Below are 23,654 nucleotides of genomic sequence, written 5' to 3'. Positions count from 1 at the left end.
CTACTAAATATAGGAATCAGCATACGAGCCCTTAAGTCATAAAATAGTTTAGAACCCTTTCAAGCCATTCCGTAGTGACATCTTGCCATGCGGGCGGGCTTATTTTGTACCAAACAGCTATTCGCTGACAGCATGTTGTCTTTGCCATATGACAAAATGGGAATATGTCATGATAAGGAGTGGTCCGAATTGTCCTCTGCCTTCATCCGGAATTTGCACGACGTGTTTGAGCATTCTCCTTTGACCAGGAAAGTCCTGTTGGTTGACCGGTTTGCTGATGGCCAGCAGTGGCTGCAGCAGGTTTGCAGAGATCATGGCCGTGTGCTGAATGTCGAGCCGCAAACGATAGAGAGCTTAGCTTTGAAGCAGGCGGGGCTTCAGCTTTTTCAGCAGGGCATGTGCTATTTGCGCTCAGGTCAAACTTTCTGGATCGTGCAGCAGTTGATGACGGAGCTTGCGGAGGAAGGCAGCACATACATTAGCCAAACGCTGCTAACGCCTGGAATGGCAGCTTGCGTCCACCGGTCCGTTACCGACTTGCGCAGCGCGCTGGTTCTGTCGGCGGATTTGCGCCTGGACATGTTTATGGATGAGCGCAAAGGCCATTACTTGAAAGAACTGCTGAACAGATACGAATGTTATCTGGCAAAGCATCATTATGCCGATCTAGCCTCGCTCGTGACATATATAGAGCCCGACACGGACAGCGTCGTCTACATTCTGCCGGAGAAAGCGCTTCGAGCCAAGTCCGAACAGGTCATTTTGAAAACCATCGCGGGGGGGCGTCTTGTGCTTGTGGAGCGGGAGAGGTCCTTCACAGAGCCGACTTCCGGATTTCCTGTAGAGAAGGCGGAGTTTTTTCATGCGGCAGGTACGCTTGCCGAGGTGCGGGAGGTGCTGCGGCGTATACACCAGCAGCACATTCCTTTGGACCAAGTGGAAATCATTTCATCGGATATGGACTCTTACATCGGTCCGATTCATACGATGGCATTGGAGTTAGGCATGCCTTGTACTTATTCTGGAGGTCTGCCGCTGCCATATTCCCGTGCAGGTTGGACACTGCTTGCGGCACTCGACTGGGTGGAATTGGACTTTCCTGTTTCCCGGTTCATCTCTATGCTTCGAGGCGGAGGAATCTCATTGCGGAAGAGGGATGAGGGAGTAAGCGGCTCGGATTGGATTCGATGGCTGGAGCGGCTGAATATAGGGTGGGGAAAAGAGCGGTATTTGCTGCTGCTCGATCCGGAACGTTGTACCGAAAAAGAGGAGATTCATAGGGTCGAGCTTCTTAGGAGCCTGTTCATAGAGTTGTTATCCCCTTTACCTGACGACGATAAAGGCTGGAGTCCGCTGCTTGTGCTTCGTTGGCTGCATCAATTGATGAGTACGTATGGCGTCATTCACAATGAGGAAGACGCCTCGGTCATCAAGGCGCTGGAGGATTCGATGGAAACGCTTGGGATGCTGGGGACGGCCCCGATGTCAAAGGCGGAAGCGCTCCAATATGCGAGAGAACAGCTTGCGAGGTTCAGAACTCATGTTTCTGCGACACCCAGGCCGGGCTTTTTGCATATTTCTTCTTTAGCGAATGGGGGACTTAGCGGCAGACCGTACACGTTCCTGATCGGCATGGATGAACGGAGTTGGTCTTCGTCCTCCCGTCAGGATCCGGTTCTGTTAGATGAAGAGAGACACAACATCAGTGGGGAGTTGACCCTCGCCGCTGAACATAGCCTTAGGGATAAACAGGAACGAAATTCAAGGCTGGGCATGATCCGCGGACAGGTCACACTGAGCTATTGTTCATATCAGCTTTCGGAGGGGAAGCCGGCCAGTCCCGCGTTCGAGCTCCTGCAGCTGTTCAGAACACAGCAGCAGCTCCCGAAGGCTGATTTCTCCGCAGTGCACGATACTTTGGGTCTGCCTGTCGGGTACTTGTCTACTAAAGGATCCACTCCAGAAACGGCACTGCCGCTGGACGCTTCGGACCTTTGGTCACACGAGCTGGCAATGGACGGCGGACGTCTACGGAACGGAAAGCATCCAATGGAAGCTGCATATCCTTTCATCGGTCAAGGAAGCAGGGCCAAAGCATGTCGTGAGTCCATGTCGATCACAGGATATGACGGCTGGGTGCAGGCCGAGGGGGCGAGCTCTCTTCCGCAAGTTCAACAGCCGATCGCTTACAGCGCAAGTCAGTTGGAACGGTATGCGGAGTGTCCGATGAAATATTATTTTAGCTATGTTTTAGGCATGTGGCCCAAGGAGGCGGCGGTGTACGACCGGACCCGATGGTTGGCGCCGGCGGACAGGGGAAGCTTGCTGCATCGCATTTTTTTCGAATATCTGAAAAAGATCACCATAGACGGGGCTGTGGCACCACAGCACGATAACCGCATCCTGAGGTCAGTGACCGAGTTTCTGCTTTGTGAGGCTGAGCGAATGGTTCCTGCACCAAGTCTGCATATCTTCCAAAAAGAGTCGGATGAGATACGCCGCGATGTCGAATGGTTTCTTCAAGAGGAGACAGCCAAAACGGCGCTTCCCCGTTATTTTGAACAGGAACTGTCTCTGAACGGAGAGCCGCTGGAGATCGTGCTGGAGGACGGATCATCGGTCCTGCTGCGGGGATTTGTTGACCGAATCGACCAAATCGCGCCGCATCAATACCGGATTATCGATTACAAAACGGGAAGTCCCTCCAAGTACCGTGAGCATGAGTATTTTGCCGGGGGCACGCAGCTGCAGCATGCTTTATATGCTTTGGCTGCAGAGCAGTGGCTTAAGGAATCGGGCAAAGACCCGGAAGCCAGGGTAACCGAGTCGGCGTATTATTTTCCAACCGCCAAAGGTATCGGGCGAGAGGTCGTACGTTTGCAGGATCGCCGGGGAGAATTGGCTCAAGTGGTGCTCGGACTGCTTCACTCGATGGAACTGGGAATTTATATTCCGACCCAGGATACTAAACGCTGCAGGTATTGTGATTATGCTGAGGTTTGCGGAAGCCATGCATCGCTGATGGGGGAGAAAAAAGAAAACCCAGAGCACCGGGAGCTGCTGAAGTCATTGTTGGAGGTGGAGAAGGTTGATTAAACCTAGCGACATCGAAGCGCGGAAGCGCATTTCGGAGGATCTGGAGACGACTTTTGTCGTGGAAGCGGGAGCGGGCTCTGGGAAGACGACAAGTCTAGTCGGCCGGATGGTATCCTTGATTCGCACCGGTACGGCTAGAGTGGATCAGTTGGCGGCCATCACGTTCACCAATAAAGCGGCCGATGAGCTGAAGGAGCGTTTTCGGTTGGATTTGGAGCGTTCGCTCCAAGTGGCGGGTGATCAAGAGAAAACGCGGTTATCCGCTGCATTAGAGTGCTTGGACCAAGGCTTTATTGGGACGATCCATGCGTTTTGCGGGATGCTGCTGCGGGAGAGGCCGGTGGAAGCGGGAGTGGATCCGGCTTTTCGGGAGCTGGATGAGCAGGCGGAGATGGAGCAGCGGAGCCGGTGCTGGGATGAATATGTGCAGTTGTTGACCGAGGAGGGGAAGGACGGCGAGCTTCAAGAGCTTCGGCAGTACGGTATCCATGTAAATACGCTTAAAGGTGTATACGAGCGGGTTTCTTTGTTCACCGATGTTCGGATCGAAGCGGCGGACCGACCGCAACCGGACTTTGATATGATTCGATTATCCTTGCCGCGGCTCGTTGACGAAGCCTGGCCGTACCTGCCGGTAAGTGAGCCGGAGAAAGGCTGGGATGCGCTGCAAAGAGCGCTTCGAACTGTGAAACAGAAGGAGCGGAACCTAAGCTGGGATGACGACCGGCATGTACTGCAGTTGGCGGCTGAGTTTGATAAGAAGCTGGACGTCACGCTTAACCGTTGGGTGAATAAAGCCAAGGCCAAAGAGCTCAAGGAACGGTTTCAGGAATGGCAGGTCACCGTGTTATTTCCTTTACTGCAATCTTGGAGAGAGTTTCTGTACCCCAAGCTGATTTGTGTGGTGCTGCCAGCCGTGGCATACAGCGAACGAAAGCGGCTGGAAGCCGGCTTTGTCAGTTTTCAGGATTTGCTGATGAAGGCCGCATCAATGCTCAGAGAAGCCCCGGAAGTTCGCCGTTATTTTGCGAACCGGTATCAGCGTCTGCTTGTCGACGAGTTTCAAGATACAGATCCAATTCAAGCGGAGATGATGTTTCTGCTGACGGGCAGGGGGGAGGACCCGGAAGAGAAGGATTGGCGGAAGCTTCAGCCGCGCCCGGGATCATTGTTCATTGTGGGCGATCCGAAGCAGTCGATTTACAGGTTCCGCCGTGCCGATATCTCCATCTACAATGAAGTGAAGAGCCGGGTTAGGGCCTGCGGAGATGTGCTGCAGCTGAACGCGAACTTCCGCTCGGTGCAAGCGATCGGCGACTATGTCAACTATCAGTTTGGGACGAAATTTCCGAAAGAAACATCGGAACAGCAAGCGGCCTTCGTAACGATGGAGACCCAAATTCCGAACCCCGGGACGAAGAAGAAACCGGCGCATGGGGTATATACGTTGGCTTACCCGAAGCTGCCGGGAGGGAAAGCAGCTGTAGCGGCGGAGGATGCAAAACGGATTGCAGCATATATCGCTTGGGCCTCTCGAGACGGTAATCTGAAAATACAAGAGCGGGACTCAAGCACCAGCGGGTATGTGCTACGCGCCGCGGTGCCTAGTGATTTTCTGATTTTGACAAAAACACGAGAGTTTATCGGTTTGTACGCAGAGGTGCTGGATCATCACGGGGTACCGGCAGAGACGACAGGAAGCGCCGTGCTGTATGAAGAGATACTAAGCTTGTCACAGCTTGCGGCTTGTCTTGCTGATCCTTCGGACAAAGTGGCCCTCTTGGCGGTTCTTCGTGGACCGTTCTTTGGTGCTAGCGACCGGGAGCTTCTGACTTATAAGCAGGAAGGACATTCTCTCCACTTTCTGAAGCTCCCGCAAGAGTGCGGCGGTGCGTCAGATGCGGATGGGGTTCGTGAAGCTTTAACCAAACTGCGGTCGTATTACGGTTGGACACGGAAGCTGCCCGCAATGACGGCATTGTACCGGATGCTGGAAGACATGGGCCTGCTTCTATACACGGCGCTTCAAGAAGCCGGAGCTACAAGGGCAGGCACCCTGCTTAAGCTTCTGCAGCTTTTGCAGGATAACCCCGACACCGCGGCGGATTGGGGAGCTCTTGCGGAGGCGCTCAAAGAGTGGACAACGGGCAAGGGGGTAGAAGCCTCCAGCTTATATGCAGGGCGCGGCCAAGCGGTTCGCATCATGAATTTGCACAAATCCAAAGGACTTGAAGCTCCTGTGGTCTTTCTGGCTTGTCCCTGCGGTGAGACGGATCATGATGCCGCAGAGCATATCGACCGCTCGCAGGACCCTGCCGCCGGATATTTTACGATCTCCCAGCGAAAATTCGAATACGTCAGTGAAACGTTGGCTCAGCCGATAGGATGGGAGACGATAGGTTTGAAAGAGCGGGAGTTCATGAACGCCGAGAAGGATCGGCTGCTGTACGTTTCGGCAACCCGGGCGAAGCAGCTTCTGGTCATCAGCCAGTATCCCGAACAGCCGGTCAAATGCCCTTGGAGCCCGCTTATGGAAGGAATGGAATGGGTGCCGGAGCTGGAGATCCCGGATATTCAGCCTCAGGACGCAGGACAGTACGATGGGCACCCTGATATCGACTTATTTCAGAAGGAGAGGTCAGCGATACTCGAGCAGTTGGAGCAGCCTACGTATGCCCATGTATCCGTAACGGGATTAACGAAAATGGCCGCTGACATCCCCGAGTGGTCTTCGGAAGGGCACGGTATGACGTTCGGCAGTCTGGTTCACCAAGGGATTGAGGCGGTAGGGAAGGGGCTCTCAGCTGATGCGCTGAAATCCTATATGCAAATGATCGGTGCCCAGTTGTCGCTTACAGAGGAAATGAGTGAGGAAGCTTGCCGTACCGTTGCAGCGGTGATCGGAAGTGCTTTATGGCAAAGGGCTCTTCGAGCCAAGACTAGGCTTCATGAGGTGCGGGTCATGGTGCGTAAGAAGCCGGGAGAGATCGGACTGACGGAGAGCAGCGGGAATTCCTCTGAAGAGGTGGTAGCTGCGAAGGAGTCCGTAACCATGGGAAACAGCGCCGTAAGCACGGTATTTCTGGAAGGAGTCATCGACTTTCTCTTTGAGGAGGAGGAGGGCTGGGTCATGGTGGACTTTAAGACGGACCGTTTCGATGAAGACAAAGAGGAATCGTTCCTCCGCTTCTATAAGCCTCAGGTGATGGCTTATGCCAAAGAATGGAGCGAGACCTTCGGATATAAGGTCAAGGAAGCCGGGCTGTATTTTACTCATCCTCACAAATATGTCCCTCTTACCAAAAACTAAACAGGAGCACCAAAGGATTTACCGCTTATGGAACAGCATCCGCCCTATTCTTTTTGCCGAATTACTAGTAGCGACAAAAATCGGTTTAATTACAACTCGCTGCTACAGCAGAACCGATTTTCAAACCGCTATTCAGTTCGTGGCTGGCGATCAAGTAAATGTATCCCTACTGATCTCGCACGAATTGCCGCTTGAACGTATTTCAGAAGGGTTCGCCTTGATGGAGAAACCGGAAGAAGTATTAAAGATTATTATTCGACCATAAAATATATTGGAGGACTTATCATGATTTTTGATTTATTTCGGTTGGATGGCCAAGTGGCGGCGGTTACCGGTGCGAGCAGAGGAATCGGATATGCCATGGCGTTAGCTTTGGCGGAAGCGGGGGCTGATATTGCGCTGCTGCAGCGATCCCCTGAGCAAACAGAATTAAAAATGGAAATCGAACGGCTCGGCAGAAAATGCGAAATCATTAAGTGTGACATGAATCAATTGGATGATGTGAAGAACGCGATTCCTTCAGTTGTATCGGCATTTGGTAAGATCGATATTCTGGTGAATAACGCTGGAATCCAGCGCAGATCACCGGCCGTGGACTTTTCCGAAGCCGATTGGGACGATGTCATCCATGTCAATCTGAAGGCAGTATGGATCTTATGTCAGCAAGCAGGACGCTATATGGTGCCGCAGCAGAAAGGGAAAATTATTAATACTGCCTCTTTGCTGTCATTCCAGGGCGGATTTACGGTACCGGCGTATGCTGCAGCCAAGGGCGGAGTAGCCCAATTAACGAAGGCATTGTCTAATGAATGGGCGCGGCATCATGTGAACGTGAATGCAATTGCCCCTGGATACGTTGCAACCGAAATGAATACGGCATTAATGCAAGACGAAACCAGAAGCCGTCAAATTATGGAACGGATCCCCGCCAGCCGATGGGGAATACCGGAAGATTTTAAGGGGAGCATTGTTTACCTTGCTTCGAATGCCTCAAATTACGTTCACGGACAGCTTTTAACGGTTGATGGCGGATGGATGGGAAGATAATACATATTTCAATAGCGTAACTACAACAGCAATAAACCTTTAACAGAGCAAAGCTCTGCTGAAGGTTTTTCTTTTTGCATTAGATGTCCTATCCATGAAGGAGTGAAACATAAGACAAGCTTTCTTCAACATACATTGAAGTAAGGGATGACAAGGGTGGAGGGCGATCAAATGAACTTTACCTACAATGAAGTGGACGGAGATAAGCCTATATCCGGGTGGATGGCCATGAAGGCCGCGGATTATGTTAGAACGAAATACGGATTAGACGTCCAAGTGTTCATTCATGATCCAGCTCTTGCAGCGTCCAAACCGTTTGATGATCCCCATACGCTAAATTCATGCTTGGAGGGACACCTTTGCAACAGGAAAAAATAAAATGTGCGATTTATGCTAGGGTCAGCACCGATCATCAAGGGGATTCCATTGAAAATCAAATTAGCCAGTGCCAGGAATATATCAGCCGATTGGGTCATCAATACGACCATACGGACATTATCGTATACCAGGACGAGGCGGTTTCCGGATACTATACCAGTGTATTTGACCGCGCAGAGATGAAACGAGCCATACAGGATTCCAGAAATCACCGGTTTCAGCTGCTGGTTTTCAAGGAAGTAAGCCGCGTGGGTCGTGACAAGCAAGAGAATCCGGCGATTATCGGTATGTTTGAACAATATGGCGTGCGGGTAGTGGCCATCAATGATAATTATGATACGCTGAATAAAGACAACATCACATTTGATATTTTGTCCGTCCTTTCGGAGCAGGAAAGCAAGAAAATATCGGCCCGCGTCAGTAGTGCAAGAAAGCAGAAGGCGCGAAGAGGACAGTGGGGGGGAGAGCCGCCCATTGGATATCAAGTCAATAGGGAAACAAAGAAACTTGAAATCGACCCCGAATGTAAGGACATTCCGATGCTAGTGTTTGACCTCTATGTTCACAAAGGACTGGGCACCTTTAAAGTAGCCGAATATTTGAACCAAAAAGGGATCCGGACAAAAAACGGCAACTTGTGGAGTCGGGAGAGTGTGAACAAACTCCTTCGTAATCAAGCCTATATCGGTTACGTGGTTTACGGCACGAGGCGCAATCAGCTGCAGCGGGAATACGATGACAGCGGGAAAATGACGAAGAAAAAGATTCAAATCCGGATCGATAAAAGCGAATGGCAAATCATCGAGAACGCCCATGAAGCGTTAATCGATAAAGCTATATTCGATACCGCACAGCGTATTCTATCGTCCAAAAGTCATAACCGCGCGCCAAGGCGGGCCTATCATCCGCTCACGGGCATTCTGATTTGCGGAAAATGCAATCAGGGCATGATTTGTCAAAAACGTTCCTACAAAGGTAAGGAGTACCGGTATTACATCTGCAAAACGTATCATAAGTACGGCCGCGATGTTTGCCCGCAAGCGAATGTAAATGCAGATGAACTGGAAGAAATGGTCGTTAGCTTGATTCGCGGCCGGCTGGACAAGCTGCCTGGCGGTATGTTCGAAATAGTCGTTAATAAAGAGAAGGACATGGAGAGGCTGCAGCAAGAGATCAAGGTAAGGCAGCAGAAAAAGGAAAGATGTCAGAAAGATCAGATGGATTTGTTCCAACAAAGAGAGCTTTTTGATGCGGATACGTATCAGCAGCAGATGCTTGATATGAAAAAGCTGATCGGGCGGCTTGATGAGGAAATGAATGTATTGGAGGCACAAGTCGAGGGAATCTTTGAACAAATAACGGAAACCTCGTCTTTGGAGGTTTACATGGAGGAATTTAAACGGCTGGAGCTTGATGACCTCCATTGCACAAGGGTTTTGCTGCAGGAGATCATCAAACGCATGGTTTTGACGGATCGTCACTTGGCCATTGAGTATAACTACGATTTCGGTTGCTAGACATGGTTTTATTGTCCCGAACTCGGATGATTCTGAAGGGCTGTCCCGAACTTGCGGACAGCTTTTCGTGTTCTTATGCATTACTATTTTTCGCTGAACTTCGACAAATTCATACAAAAACAGCTATAATCATCTAAGAACATCTTTAATTTATATCGAACAGAGGTGGACACATGATTTTGTTTAAAAAAATACCTCTAAGAGCATCCCTCGTTTTTCTGCTTGTATTGATGACATTGAATATCGTATATTACCAGCACACCAAAGAAATTATCATACAGAATCAAAAGGAAAAGATGCTGCTGCTGTACAACAGCGTCCGGATGAGTATCGAGCAAACCGCGGCAGGTGAAAAATTCGTAGAGGATTTAATCGGGCAAAATCTCAGGAGCGCCGCTATAGCCTCCCAATTCAAGCTGGACCCCGACATTGACAAAGTGGATAATAGCGATCTTGTTGAGTTAAGCAAGCAGCTGGGCGTCGACCAAATTACCCTATTCCAAAAGAAACCGGACGACATCGTAGGTGCGAAGTCCTCGGATCCGAAAGATTTGAATGTAAGCTCAAAAGGCTGGGACACGATCTACATCGCATTCCATCAATTATTCGATCTCCAGAATGTAAACGTCGGTATGGGGCAGGCTTTACCCCATTACTGGAGCGCTCCTTTCGATACGGCAACGTCCAATCCGGAGAGCATTAATAAATGGGGTTATTACTTTGATGGTACAACCAATTACATCATCAATCCTTTTGTGCAAAATACGGATTTTCGGATCTATCAAAGCGTAACCGGCGTTGAAGATGCCATTCGCAGGCTGACGAAAGAACATGAGCACATGAGGCTGGAAATTTCCGTACTAAATTCAGATAAACTTCTGGACCGCCAGTATCCTGCTGAGAACCCTACTCCGAGTCACTGGTATTCGGAAAGGCTAGTTCTGTTTGGACAATACCAGTACCGGGATTCGGACGAAAAGAAGTATGCCCAAATGGCGCTGGATACGAATCAGACCGTCTTTTATACCACATCCTCTGAAGATAAGACGGTGTTCAAAAGCTTTACGCCCATCCATAAGGAATTTATGAAATACAATGCAACGGGCGCAGCTCCTTTGATTGAAATTTCATACGACTATACCGAGGTCGAGCAGCTTCTGCAGAAACAATTGCAAAATACGTTGTTCTTTATGCTCATCTGCACAGGCTTGTCCCTAGCCATTATTACCTTCATGTTTATATTATACAACCGCAAAAAAGAACGTGCCGTACAAGATGTACAGGACGCCTATGCCGGTAACATGGAGACATTGTTTCAATCCATTCGGGAACAGCGGCACGATTTTATTAATCATATTCAAACGATTAATGCGTTCCTGACTTTAAAGCATTATGAGGAATTGCATTCTTATACGAAGACGTTAGTGGGAGAAATACGGGTTGTGAATGATCTGGTGAACATCAACAATCCGCCCCTCATCGCATTGTTTCAAGCCAAGCTCACACAAGCTGAGAGACAGCGGATTTGCTTTGAGCATGCGTTCAATCAGATGGAGAAGGTAAAATTTAGTCCAGTGAAGGCAACGGATATGGTCAAGCTGTTAAGTAATTTAATCGATAATGCGTTCGATGCCACCATGGAGCTTGATCAACAATACCGGTATGTCAAGGTTGAAGGCGACGTGAATAACCAGCAGCTGCAGCTTAGAGTGGTGAATAGGGGAAATCCAATCCCCTCGGATATTCAACGGAAGATGTTTGAGTCAGGCTTTACCTCCAAGCATAACGGGAAAAATTCAGGCTTAGGACTCTATATCGTTCACCAGCTTGTGGAACGTTATCAGGGTTCGATTCAGCTGAATAGCGAGAATGGAATGACCGAATTTAACATTTCTATTCCATTAAAGGGAGTGCTTTAAATAGAAAAAAAGGTCTGCTCTGAGCTTTTCGCTCGAACAGATCTTTTTGCCTTTAGTTATCTTTGCCACTCCCATGGAACCGGACGTATCCATCATAGCGAGGATGAGTGCATTGGAGTGCGGCGTCACAATTTCCTCCCACGTTTTAAATCGAAGGTCGTCTGGACTGATATGGTGGATCCCCGGGTCGCCATCGCGCGCGTTGCGTCGGAGATTTTCCAGGATCGTTCGCTTCTTATCAATGTTGGACATAATTCCTTTTTTGCGGATGTCGTTAAAGATGATCTCTTTCGTCGTGACATTATATTTCTCTTTCTGCTGCAGGTTAGGAAGCTCCAGCTCCTCAAACAGCATGGACTGGAGCTCTTCCATTTGAACTTCCGCATCGTAATAATCTTCCCCGGGTTTATCGCCGGCTCCCTCGCCTTTACCCGAGCCGGAAGCTGGCTGGGGATCTACCCCTAACACGTCGCCAACCTGACTGTCTCCGTCTCCTTGCCCGACATGCTTGCTCTTGTTGTAGTTATAACGAAAACGGTATTCATCCAGACTTCGTATGGGCACCTTCACAATCTGCTTGCCGTCCGACATCACGATGCTTTCATCACTCACCAGGTCAGGCAGGTTTTGCTTGATCGCTTCACGTACTTTTTCTTGATGCCGGGTCTGATCTTGATACCCTTTGCGGTGCAGCGACCAGTCTTCACGGGATACAGTAAATAAAGGTTCTGTCATACGAGACACCTCCTGAGGGCTTTCTATGCAAGAAATCCGTGTTCAAAAGCACGAACGGTACAGACGTCAGTGAAACAAGACTTTAAAAAAAGTGCTTGTTACTAAATATATTCAAGTGGCCGAGGGATATGTGAGCGGGACGGATGTGGAATTTTTATTCTCTGCGAGAGTTTTCCAAATATTGTAATGAGACTTTATCTCCGGAACTGAATGAGCTAAAATATGATTAACATAGTCGGATGAAAGGATTATACCAAACTACTATGAATCGGGGCTAATAATGTATACCTTTTTTGATATAACCAATCCGTTTAAAAAAGAATCGTTTCGTAGTGAGCAGGGGTACCAGGATATTTTCGATAACATTGATGCAGCCATATGGTCATTAGACAAAGAAACAAGCTCTTTAACCGTATCTTCAGGCTTTGAGAAGATGCTCGGGTTTCCCCAGGAGGAGCTTTATCGCAATCCGAGCGTTTGGGAAGAGGCAATTTATGAAGAGGATCTCGAATCTGTACGCTTGCATATGTCCAGACTCTATTCCGGCCAATCAAATACGTTGGAGCATCGGATCAAGCTTCGCACCGGAGAAGTCAGATGGGTTCAAAGTGTCGGCACGACCGTATACAATAACGAGAACCATGCTGTCAGAATAAATGGGATTATTCTCGACATTACCGACAAAAAAGCGGTTCAAGAACAATTAGAAAAAAGTCGTCTTTTGCTTCAAAATATTTTGAATACGGTTGATGTCGCTGTTTGGTCGTACGTTGAAACTACCAAAAGAATAGAATACTCCTCGGAAGCTTTAGAAAAAATTACGGGATACCCATCTAACAAGTTTATTTTTCGGGAAGATTGGAAAAATATCATTCATTCCGAGGATATTCCCATATTTGACCAATTGTCAGTGGAAGTACGGCAAGGAATATCAGATGCCAGCGAGTATCGGATTATTCACGCGAGTGGTGAAGTGAGATGGATTCAAAACCGGATTATACCGACCATGGACAGTTCCGGAAATTTGACGCGGCTTGACGGTGTCATTATTGATATCACATCAAGAAAAATGATGGAAGTAGCTTTGCATAAAAACGAGCAGCGGTATAAGTCATTGTTTGAATACAATTCCGATCTCATTTGCGAATTGGACTTAAAGGGAAACATCATTGCCCACAATCAGGTTGCAGGGAAATCACTGTTAGCAAACCATCATCGTTCGTGGGTTGACATCCTTGGCCCTGATAATCTACAGCGTGCGGTTGTATATTTTGAGAAGGCTAAGCAGGGACAAGCACAGCATTACGAGTTCGTATGGAAACAACCAAATGGAAAAAAAGTTCACTGGGATATCAAAAACGTACCTATTTATGTAAATCAAGATGTTGTAGGTGTTTTTGTAATAGGAAGGGATATTACCCAGAAAAAGAAAACTGAGAACGCACTCTCCGAGAGTGAAGCCCAATACAAATTCATGGCCGAAAATATGACCGATATGGTGCGTATTATCGATGTGAACGGGATATGTGTTTATGCTTCTCCTTCACACAAAAAAGTCATAGGGTATACACCTGAACAATATATTGAAGAACAAATTTTTCATCGGATGGTTCATCCTGAGGATTTGGAAGCTGTGACTCATATATTTAATGAAATGGTGGAGTCGAAACAACCAAGAAAGGCACAGTTTCGCGTTACTCATGCCGATGGCAGGCAAATCTATCTTGAAGAATATGGTACACCTGTTGTTGATAGTAACGGCAAGGTTGAGAATATTGTCATCGTCTCGCGTGACATTACAGAAAAGAAATTGACCGAAAAAGTACTGGCCGAAAGCGAAGCCCAGTTCCGACTCATGGCCGGAAATATGACGGATTTGCTGGGACTTCTGGATATTGAGGGTACCTTTTGGTATGCTTCTCCCTCGTACCAAAAGGTATTGGGATTTGATCATGAATGGATGGTAGGCACTTCGCTGTTTGATCGCATACATCCCGATGATTTGACCGAAGCACAAAATAAATTTTTGGAAATGCTGCATACGAAAACCAACAAGCCGGTTCGCTGCCGGTTTATCCATTCAGACGGAAGCACGATAGAAGTGGATTGCTTAGGCACTCCGGTTCTTGGTCATGATGGAGCAGTAGAAAGTATTATCGTGGTATCGAGGGATATTACAGACAAAGTACAAATGGAGAAGGAACTTACAGAAAGCGAGGGGCGCTACCGCACTTTGATTGAGCGCTCTCCGCAGCCGATGGCCTCTCATTGTAATGGGAAATTTCTCTATATTAATCCCGCGGGTGTCGAACTCATAGGAGCGAAGGATGCCAATGACATTATAGGGAAATCCATTCTCAGTATTGTACATCCGGACTATATGATACTGGCGAGAAAAAGGGCTCAGAGCGTGATCAAGAATAAATATTTGGAATCCCTTGAATATAAAATGATCCGTCTGGATGGGCAAGGGATTGAAGTGGAGGTCATTGGAATTTACGATGATGCCACGCAGACTACCCTAACGGTATTTAGTGATATTACGGAACGAAAAAAAATGGAGAGGGCTCTACAAGAGAGTGAAGAACGCTATCGCCGATTGGTAGAGCTCTCCCCGGTTGCCATCGCCGTTTATAAAGAGGGTCAATTTGTTTATGTCAATCCCGCCGGGATGTATGTGGCAGGGGCAAGACGGCCTAAGGATATTGTTGGAACAAATCCTTTGGATTGGTTTCATCCGGACGATAAGGATTTTGCGAGAAAGCGAATGGAAAGTACTTTTCTCAATGGGTACTCCTCACCCGCAGAGCACAGAATTATTCGCCTTGACGGCAAAATGGTTTATATAATAGTAACAGCTATTTATGATCCCAAATCCACATCTGTACAACTTGTATTTGAGGATATCACGGCCAAGAAGCAGGCGGAGCGGGCATTGCTTGAAAGTGAAGAGCTCAATCGGCGGCTGGTGGAATTATCTCCGGAAGCCATCGTGCTTCATAGTGATTATAAATTTATTTATGTCAATCCTGCGGGTGTTACATTATTCGGAGAGTCAAGCTTAAACGATATGATCGGCCGACCCATCATGGATTTTATCCATCCCGATTATAAAGAATCAACAGCATTGAGATTAGCTGGAGTATATGAGCAGCGCAGTACAAGCCCTCTTGTTGAGCAAAAGGATGTACGGATGGATGGAACGATCATCGATGTTGAGGTGATTGCCACCTCCATCCCCTATAAAGGGAAATTCGCAGGTCTAACCTTGATTCGTGATATTACCGAAAGAAAAAAAATAGAAGAAGACAGGAAACGTGCGGTGCAGCTTATTCGCCAAAGTGAGGATCGGTATATCCGCTTACAGAATAGTTTAGATGCGTTCTCACTCGACCTCTTTGGGGTGATGAAGGTGTCTGAAATGGAGCAGCGCTTTGTCAAAGAAGTTCAAGCTGTTCTTAAAAGTGCACATGTTTGTTTAATTGAAGTAGACCGCAATAATCACGTGGTCCAAAAGAGCGGTAATTACGATATTCCGGAAACGTTGTTGAAAGACATAGTAAACTCTGGTCAAAGGTACCCTATATGCGAGATTATTGAAGCGTCAGAAGGCTGTTTCTTAAAGATAGGTGAAATTAGGGGGAGATGCCACATCCTTTGTATTGGTGAGAAAGCACTGGCCTTAAGCATCAAGCCCAAAAGAGTATGGCTCAAAACCATTACCCGTTATGTCAGTGTTCTATATGATAGCTTTCGGATCATCGAAGATTTAACCAAGGAGCTTGAGCAAAGCGTTGCCCAGCATGTAGCGCCCCCATGGCTTCTTCGGGTTTTGTTTAATTTGGCTGAAAACGAGAGAAAACGATTGTCCCAGGATTTACATGACGCTGCACTCCAAGAGCAGATCATCTGGTATCGGAAGCTGGATCTTTTGTCAACGGACCAATCTGTTCCCCAGGAACTTAGAGAGCAGCTTCAGCAAATGGCACAAGGATTGTTAGATGTCATTTATCAAATTAGGATCACGTGTAATGAATTGAGACCGCCGTTTTTAAAAGAAGAAGGGCTTGTATCATCCCTTGAAGCATTATTTGAATTTACGCAATTACGTACAAATTATTGTATTGAATTCGACGCCGCGGCTTTCCATCACACTTTAAATGACCACCTATTAATTGGGATATATCGCATTGTACAAGAACTTTTGGCAAATGCAACGAAACATTCCAACGCATCGAAAATTCAGGTTACATTATCCAGTTTTCCTGACCGGGTTGAATTGAACTACGAAGATGACGGAATTGGAATGGATTTAACCGAGATGGAAGATTCTTTTAACAGTATGGGGGTCTATGGAATGAAAGAACGCGTCCGCAGTATGGATGGAAAAATAGAGCTTCATTCATCCCCCAATGAGGGATTAGCTATTTTTATTTCAATTCCAGCTCTTTAAGACGGAAAGGAAAATAAATATTCATGTGAGGCGGTATAAATCATGATTCAAATCTTGTTGGTTGATGACCATCCATCCGTCATGGAAGGCACAAAGATGCTGCTTGAGCAAGAGGGAGATATGGAAGTGAAGTTGGCAGATTCCAGTGAGCAAGCTTTGGAGATGTTGAAAACCCAACATTTTGATGTCATGCTTTTGGATTTGCATATGCCGGATAGCAATGGAATTGATCTCGCAAAGAAAGTATTAAACATGACTCCCGGGGTTACCATTCTGATCTATACCGGATTTGAATTTAAAAACCATTTTAACCTGATGATCGAAGCGGGTATTTCGGGTTTTGTGTTGAAAACCGCAAACAAAGAACAGCTTGTAACGGCTGTACGCTGTGCCTTGCGTGGAGAAGTCATCTTGCCGCTTTCCTTGGTCAAACAGTTGAGAAAAACGACCGTCCAAGTATCCAAAGCGGAAAACGATATTGAAACGAATGTCATCAGCAGCAAAGAATATGAAATATTGAAGGAAATAGCCAAGGGGAAGAGTAATAAAGACATTGCCGAGAAGCTGATCACAAGCCAACGTTCATTAGAGTATGCTCTAACGAATCTTTTTCAAAAATTAAATGTCAAATCCCGGATTGAAGCCGCAATGAAGGCGAAGCAGATGGGTTTATTGTCGGACTCTGATTTTCAATAAAACGAGTGAACATAAGAAATCCCGTACACAGTACTCCCACTGTGATACGGGATATTTTATTTTAGAGTCTGGCAGGTCGTTCTTCGACAAAATATTACAAAATACCGCAAATTTTTTGTGTGGTCACGCAAATCTTTTTCGGTTACAAACATCATTTTCTAGTTTACGATTATTTTAAAGTCAAGGATCGTAAGTGAAAGTGAGAAGATTTATGAAATTGCTAAGCGACCTTTTTATTAATCTCTGTGTATTAGGGATGCTATTATTTACATTTAATCTGTTAACCAGAAATAGAAAAGGATTCATGTCGCCTGCCGCAAATCGTAACAGAAAGCTGCAGTTTGGTGTATGCATGGGAATCATTGGACTAGTATTGATGCAATATACCATTTATTTTAAAGGTACGATTTTGGACCTTCGGCAAATTCCAGTGATTATAGCTGCTATTTATGGTGGGGGCTTACCGTCGATCGTTGCGTCAATGGTCATCGCCGTAGGTCGAATTGTTTTTTTCGGCGTCAATAAAGCTAGTATACTGGCCGCTTCTCTTATAATAGTGGTTGGTTATTCTTGTGGCGTTTTATCGAAATTTAAATGGGGTCTCGGGAAAAAATGGTTAATGATGAGTGTTTCTAATCTAATCCTGACTTCTATTGTGTTTTATCTGTTAATTGATGATAAAAAGGTGCTTTTGAATGTGTATGTAGGTTATTGGTCTATTTCTTTATTTGGTGGATTCATCATCCATTACTTAACTGAATATTTGCGGCAGTCCAAAGAGCTGTTCCAAAATGCCCAAGAAAATGCAGTCAAGGACTTCCTTACAGGCTTAAACAATGTTAGAAAATTTGACGAAGTAATGAAGGAAACGCTGGACAAAGCGGATCATTACCATCAGAAGGTTTCGTTAATTTTAATCGATATTGACCATTTCAAGCTTATTAACGATAGACACGGCCACCTGTCCGGCGACGAGGTATTAAAGCAGCTAAGTAAAGTTCTTATGGATTCCTGTAGTTCTATGGATATCGTATCACGTAATGGCGGAGAGGAATTTTCCGTTATCTTGCCTTCGAACTCCAGAAATCAAGCAGTAGAAATTGCTGAACGAATTCGTGCTACGATAGAAGGGTATGAATTTAGATTATGGAATGGTTCCACAATAAACATAACCGTTTCCCTTGGTGTGTCTACCTATCGGGAAACGACGTTTAACCAAGAAAGTCTAATCAAGCAAGCGGATGATTGCCTATACCAAGCTAAAAGAACAGGACGCAATAAGGTTGCCTCTGCGAACCTAACAAAGGTCCGTGTTTTGGATATTGTTCCATCTAGTTGAATGCTAGCCCGTATACTTATGTTGTGTACGGTTTTGTATTTCTATTAAAAACGACAAAATATCGCAAAATACCGCAATATTTTTGTGGAACCACGCAAATCATTTTCGGTTACCTCAGTCACATTTTTGATTATTATTAATAGTGGTTCTATTGGACTAGTAGATAGCTGTGAATAATAGCGAATTTTGTCAAAATACTTGGGCGATCGTTAGGAAGGGTGGTACTGTATTGCAAACGAATGAAGGTATTAGAGAATTGCTTCAATCCATAGTTGAATCCGTTGGACAAGTGATTCCCATTCCCATTGAAATTCAAGCTCCGATTGTTTTTGAAAAAACAGTTACACAAAGTGAAATGGGTGTACTTATTGGTATTACCGGTGAGGTTTACGGGCGGATGGTTATTGAGGGGGACAGCCAAACCTTTAGTAAACTTGGGGAATCCATGTTCGGAATGCCGGTTGAAGGGGAAATACTTCACAGTTTCGTAGGTGAATTAGCAAACATGATTGCCGGAAATACTTCCACTTTTATTTATAAAAAAGGATGTAAGATGGATATCACACCTCCGACGGTTATGGTGGGGCATCTCCAATTGTTTGGTTTTGAACAAGGGATATCCTTTCACGTAAATATACCAAACGTAGGTGAGATCAATATCATCTTATTACAAAATACAAAGAGCGGTATAGGCACTTTATCGATTTTGGAGGAGTCATCAGATGTCGAGATCAATAACTGATTCTGTACATAACGCTAGAGTAGAGGTAATTGCTTCTGAGCTTGAAGTGTTGCTTGGGGATTCAGGAAAGGAGCTTGTCACGAGATTGACTGTGATGAGCAAAGACGAACTTATCGAATTAACGGATGTCCTCTTAGACCTACAAAACTATATTTCCGCTGAAAAAGGCGGGGTCAATGCTGTTGAAGAAAACGATAAAGTATCCAGTAACTATGGAAATATATTAACGACCGAAGAAATAGAAGAAATGCTCACAAAATTGGAAACTGAAACAAGGTTCTATATTTAATAAATGAAATGAGGAATAGCTGTGAAATGGTTTTATGATTTGAAAACGTCCGTGAAATTAATTTCTGCATTCGTATTGATGGCCATCATTTTGGCATTTGTCGGGTTCTTCGGATTGAATAATATGGGTAAAATCAATGATGGCATGAAGACCATGTACTCTGATCGATTAATTCCGATAAATGATCTTTCTGCTGCTGAAGTTTTGTATCAACAAATAAGAGTAGCTATTCGAGATATGAATACCATTGCAAGAACAACGGAGGAGAATCAGAAATACAAAGAAAATATAAACGAGCTTGTAAATGAAATTGCAGCCCTCATTGCTAAGTACAGCAGTACAAACTTAACCCAAGCGGAAAAGGAAGCGCTGAAGGCATTTGATCCTGCATGGCAAGCATACAATCAGTTGTTAGATGAAGCTATTCAAATGAACGGCACGAATGTCAGTGCTGAAGAATTTACCCATTTTCTGCTTACAGGCGGTTTTAAGGATGCGGGGGATAAGCTGCAAAATGTTCTGAAGAATTTAGTCTCCATCAATGTTCAGTTAGCGGAGAAGGATAATGCGGATGGAGATGCTCTATACAATACTTCCCGAACAATTACTACTGCGGTGATTATTGCCTCATTGGTTATCAGTATCGGATTAGGATATCTTATCTCACAAATCATTGCTCGCCCTCTGAACCGTATGGTGAAGCTAGTCGGACAAGTAGCGGGCGGTGATTTAAGAGAAACAACCGATATTAAGACGAAAGACGAGATTGGACAGTTGGCAGGATCCATTAATAACATGGTCCAGAGTTTAAGAACCACTGTCGGCGGAATCTTGGTCTCAGCGGAGAGCGTTGCTGCAGCGGCCCAGCAAATCTCTGCCAGCACCGAGGAGATAGCCAGCGGCAGCACCAGCCAAGCCAATGACGCTCAAACGATGAATGAATTGTTCAAAGAATTATCTGCCGCCATTAACTCGGTGGCCCAAAGTGCGGATCAAGCATCGGAATTGTCCAACAAAACGACCGGTATTGCCCAAGAAGGGGGCAAGGTGGTTCGTTCATCGATTGAGGGAATGAATCGGGTCAACCAACAAATGTCCAGGCTCGAAGAAGATTCGAACAAAATCGGAGAAATTATAGAAGTCATAGACGATATTGCCGAGCAGACCAATCTTCTTGCTTTGAACGCAGCGATTGAAGCGGCCCGCGCAGGAGATCAAGGCCGGGGGTTTGCAGTAGTTGCGGATGAAGTGCGTAAATTAGCTGAACGCAGCAGTGAAGCGACCAAGCAAATCACAACCATTATTAAAGGAATGCAGGAGAATACCCAGCAAAGCGTGAAAGCAGTGGGGGAAGGTGTCCTCTCGTCGCAAAAAACCGGAGAGTCGTTCGAACAAATCATTACGATGGTCAATGAATCCGCGAACAAGGTGACGGAAATTGCCGCAGCCAGCGAAGAGCAGGCCGCCCAATCCTCGGAGGTGTTAACTTCGATCGAAAGCATCTCCGCCTCCACGGAAGAAGCGGCGGCAGCTTCGGAGGAAACCGCAACGACGGCACAATCCCTTGCAGGGCTTGCAGAGGAATTGAATCATGCCGTATCGATTTTTAGAATTAAATAGTTTCTCAGACTACCGATAACATACTATGGCTTAACGCTTGAGATGGGGTGCGATGTTGAAAGTAACCGAGCAGGAGCAATATATTGAGTTTGGCATCGAAAGTGAACGATACGCCATTCGAATACAAGATATTCATGAAATTATTAAGATGCAGGACATCACTTCAGTTCCTAATGTGATGCCTTATGTTAAAGGGGTTATTAATCTTAGGGGAAAGATCGTACCTGTCATTAGTCTTCGCCATTTATTCCATCTTGATGATAAACGATTCTCAAAAACAACCCGGGTTATTGTGGTTCATCATCAGGAGGATACGGTTGGGATTATTGTGGATCGCGTAAATAAAGTCAATACCTTTTCGGATATTCAGCCTCCTCCTGCTCGGGTGGGCAGTGTGGCTGGAAACTATTTTACAGGGATCGGATTAACGGACAACGGATTGGTTGGCATTTTAAAGTTGGATGAAGTGTTACTTCATGAACAGGAGTGAGACCACTATGTTTGCTGAGTACAGAGAGGTTTTTCTGGAAGAGCTGGAGGAGCAACTGCAGCTTATGGACGATGAAATCCTAAAGCTGGAGCAAGAAGGGGATTCCGAACCGGTCGTCCAACGGTTGTTTCGTGCTGCTCACACTTTAAAGGGTTCATCTGCGGCCATGGGGTGTGAGGATATGAAGCAATTAACTCACCAGATGGAGCATCTTTTGGACCTGGTAAGAAGTAAGAAATTAGGGGTAACAAGCCCGTTAATTGATCTTCTTTTTATGTCGCTTGACTGTCTCAAACAGTTAAAAAACGATATTGTACGTAACGATAACCATGCAACGGATATCTCCAATTGTGTATATAAACTTCAAGGATTTACCGATACATCAAGAGCGGTAGCACCCCCTGAACCTGCCATGCAATCTTTATCTAAACCTGTACTGAACCTGGATACCCGGTTAAAAGTGCAGGAGGCTCAGGACCAGGGGCTTCAGGTGAATTGGATCTGGGTGCAGGTTTCCTCTGATTGTATCATCCAAGGGGCCAGAGCTTATGTCATTAACTCCTACTTGTCTGAGAATGGGGAGATTCTGCTGACAACCCCGGAATTAGAAGGGATCATCGAGCAAATAGATGGGCCTTTGGGGATTACCTTCCTTTATGCAGGGAAGCAAAGCGATTCGGAGCTGCAGGCTCTTGTCTCTGAATTGACTGATGTAGTGAATGTAAAGGCAGAACCCTTGGAAATAGAAGAAGCTGTGTGGGTTAACTCTGCTTCCGCAGCTGCTGAAAAAACAATGCATGAAGATCATGCGCAAACAGGCAAAGCCAAATCCCAAACCATTCGGGTAAGCGTGGAACGTCTGGAGCATCTCATGAATCTAGTGGGTGAATTGGTCATCGACCAGACTCGAATCCATCAGGTAGAGCGGACGCAAAGAAGGCGTATTTCGGATGAGTCCGTCAATGAATTGGGCCAAATCTCTGACCATCTTTCTCGTGTCATTGGCGACCTCCAAGAAAGTGTCATGAAAGCAAGAATGCTCCCGATCGAGCAGTTGTTTAATCGCTTCCCCCGCATGATACGGGATCTTTCCCGTGATTTGGGCAAGGAGATTGAGCTTGTAATTGAAGGAAAGGACACGGAACTGGATCGGACCTTGATAGAAGAGATCGCCGACCCGCTGATTCATCTCATTCGGAATGCGGTTGATCACGGGATCGAGGCGCCAGAAAAAAGGGAACAGCTGGGTAAAAACCGAAAAGGAACCCTTCAAATCAGAGCGGCGCATGAGGATAATCAAGTGGTCATCTATGTGGAAGAAGACGGTGCAGGCATCGATCCCGTAAAAATGAAACGATCTGCCCTTGAGAAGGGTGTCATTACTCCAGAGGAAGCTGAGCAGTTAAGCGACAAGGAATCCATCGAACTGATTTTCCGTCCCGGATTTTCAACGGCTCAAGCCTTAAGTGATATATCCGGACGCGGTGTAGGTATGGATATCGTCAGAAGCCATATTGAAAAGCTGAACGGTTTGATAGATATTGACACGAGATTGGGAGAAGGAACATGCTTTAAAATCAAGCTTCCGTTGACGTTAGCCATCATCATCGGCCTGCTCGTGAAGCTGCGTGATCAAACGTTTATTATCCCGATGAGCAACATTGCCGAAATCGTGAGAGTCACATCCGGCGATATCCAAACCGTTCGTGGGCAATCGGTTATTTTGCTGCGTAATCAGGTGATTCCGGTGGCCTGGATGCATGATCATTTCCACATCCCCAAGGAGGATTTGGGCAAAAAACATATTTCTTTAGTCATTGTGGGATCTGCGGAAAAACGGCTGGCCTTAGTTGTAGATGAATTAATCGGGAATCAGGAGATCGTGATCAAGTCATTAGGCACTTATATTGGAAAGGTAGACGGTATCGCCGGGTCCACCATTTTGGGGGATGGAAAAGTGGCTCTCATTATAGAGGTTTCGGGGATCATCAACAAAATAGGCGGAAAGTAACTTGGAACGAAT

General features: G+C 46.2%; 14 protein-coding genes and 2 pseudogenes. 15 read left to right on the top strand and 1 reads right to left on the bottom strand.

The annotated features are described in order from the left end of the window. Positions 1–189: 189 nt before the first annotated feature. The 6 genes from JOE45_RS09805 to JOE45_RS09780 all read left to right on the top strand — a co-directional run bounded on the left by JOE45_RS09805 (position 190) and on the right by JOE45_RS09780 (position 11,267). Positions 190–3,096 (top strand): PD-(D/E)XK nuclease family protein, encoded by a 2,907-nt coding sequence (locus JOE45_RS09805; RefSeq protein ID WP_210020371.1) that lies wholly within the window; start codon positions 190–192, stop codon positions 3,094–3,096. Beyond that, entirely contained in the window at positions 3,089–6,406 is a 3,318-nt protein-coding gene (locus JOE45_RS09800) for a UvrD-helicase domain-containing protein (protein ID WP_210020372.1), read from the top strand. The genes JOE45_RS09805 and JOE45_RS09800 overlap by 8 nt, the downstream gene beginning before the upstream one ends. Positions 6,407–6,691: 285 nt before the next feature. Next, positions 6,692–7,453 (top strand): glucose 1-dehydrogenase, encoded by a 762-nt coding sequence (locus JOE45_RS09795; RefSeq protein ID WP_245246834.1) that lies wholly within the window; start codon positions 6,692–6,694, stop codon positions 7,451–7,453. 171 nt (positions 7,454–7,624) lie between these two features. Beyond that, a complete protein-coding gene (locus JOE45_RS09790; RefSeq protein WP_210020373.1) occupies positions 7,625–7,831 on the top strand; it encodes a hypothetical protein in 207 nt (68 codons plus the stop codon). Continuing rightward, positions 7,813–9,348 carry a recombinase family protein gene (locus tag JOE45_RS09785; RefSeq protein WP_210020374.1) on the top strand — a complete coding sequence of 512 codons (1,536 nt, stop codon included), beginning with the start codon at positions 7,813–7,815 and terminating at the stop codon, positions 9,346–9,348. Before JOE45_RS09790 ends, JOE45_RS09785 begins: the two co-directional genes overlap by 19 nt. Before the next feature lie 179 nt (positions 9,349–9,527). Next, entirely contained in the window at positions 9,528–11,267 is a 1,740-nt protein-coding gene (locus JOE45_RS09780) for a sensor histidine kinase (RefSeq protein WP_210020375.1), read from the top strand. On the opposite strand, the pseudogene JOE45_RS09775 reads toward JOE45_RS09780, so the two are convergent. Then, positions 11,268–12,002, bottom strand: a pseudogene (locus JOE45_RS09775) (DUF444 family protein); the annotation flags it as partial. A 280-nt stretch (positions 12,003–12,282) separates the two neighbouring features. Between JOE45_RS09775 and JOE45_RS24180 the strand changes: the two are divergent. From JOE45_RS24180 to JOE45_RS09735, 9 genes and pseudogenes are all read left to right on the top strand, one after another. Continuing rightward, a pseudogene (locus JOE45_RS24180) lies at positions 12,283–13,077 on the top strand (PAS domain-containing protein); the annotation flags it as partial. Positions 13,078–13,086: 9 nt separating this feature from the next. After that, positions 13,087–16,455 (top strand): PAS domain S-box protein, encoded by a 3,369-nt coding sequence (locus JOE45_RS09770; RefSeq protein ID WP_245246832.1) that lies wholly within the window; start codon positions 13,087–13,089, stop codon positions 16,453–16,455. Between the two features lie 42 nt (positions 16,456–16,497). After that, positions 16,498–17,151: a response regulator transcription factor gene (locus JOE45_RS09765; protein ID WP_210020377.1), complete on the top strand. Its 654-nt coding sequence runs from the start codon at positions 16,498–16,500 to the stop codon at positions 17,149–17,151. Positions 17,152–17,362: 211 nt separating this feature from the next. Continuing rightward, positions 17,363–18,490, top strand: coding sequence for a diguanylate cyclase (locus JOE45_RS09760; protein WP_210020378.1), 1,128 nt, complete (start codon positions 17,363–17,365; stop codon positions 18,488–18,490). A gap of 229 nt (positions 18,491–18,719) precedes the next feature. Then, positions 18,720–19,232 carry a chemotaxis protein CheX gene (locus tag JOE45_RS09755; protein WP_210020379.1) on the top strand — a complete coding sequence of 171 codons (513 nt, stop codon included), beginning with the start codon at positions 18,720–18,722 and terminating at the stop codon, positions 19,230–19,232. Further along, positions 19,213–19,521, top strand: coding sequence for a hypothetical protein (locus JOE45_RS09750; RefSeq protein ID WP_210020380.1), 309 nt, complete (start codon positions 19,213–19,215; stop codon positions 19,519–19,521). Before JOE45_RS09755 ends, JOE45_RS09750 begins: the two co-directional genes overlap by 20 nt. 21 nt (positions 19,522–19,542) lie before the next feature. Then, a complete protein-coding gene (locus JOE45_RS09745) occupies positions 19,543–21,141 on the top strand; it encodes a methyl-accepting chemotaxis protein (protein ID WP_210020381.1) in 1,599 nt (532 codons plus the stop codon). Positions 21,142–21,193: 52 nt separating this feature from the next. After that, positions 21,194–21,631: a chemotaxis protein CheW gene (locus JOE45_RS09740; RefSeq protein ID WP_210020382.1), complete on the top strand. Its 438-nt coding sequence runs from the start codon at positions 21,194–21,196 to the stop codon at positions 21,629–21,631. A gap of 7 nt (positions 21,632–21,638) precedes the next feature. Further along, positions 21,639–23,642, top strand: coding sequence for a chemotaxis protein CheA (locus tag JOE45_RS09735; RefSeq protein ID WP_210020383.1), 2,004 nt, complete (start codon positions 21,639–21,641; stop codon positions 23,640–23,642). Positions 23,643–23,654 lie beyond the last annotated feature (12 nt).

It is taken from the genome of Paenibacillus sp. PvR098 (assembly GCF_017833255.1).
GTDB lineage: Bacteria > Bacillota > Bacilli > Paenibacillales > NBRC-103111 > Paenibacillus_G.
Note: the sequence above shows the minus strand (reverse complement) of the source record. Positions and strands in the feature narration are given on the sequence as shown.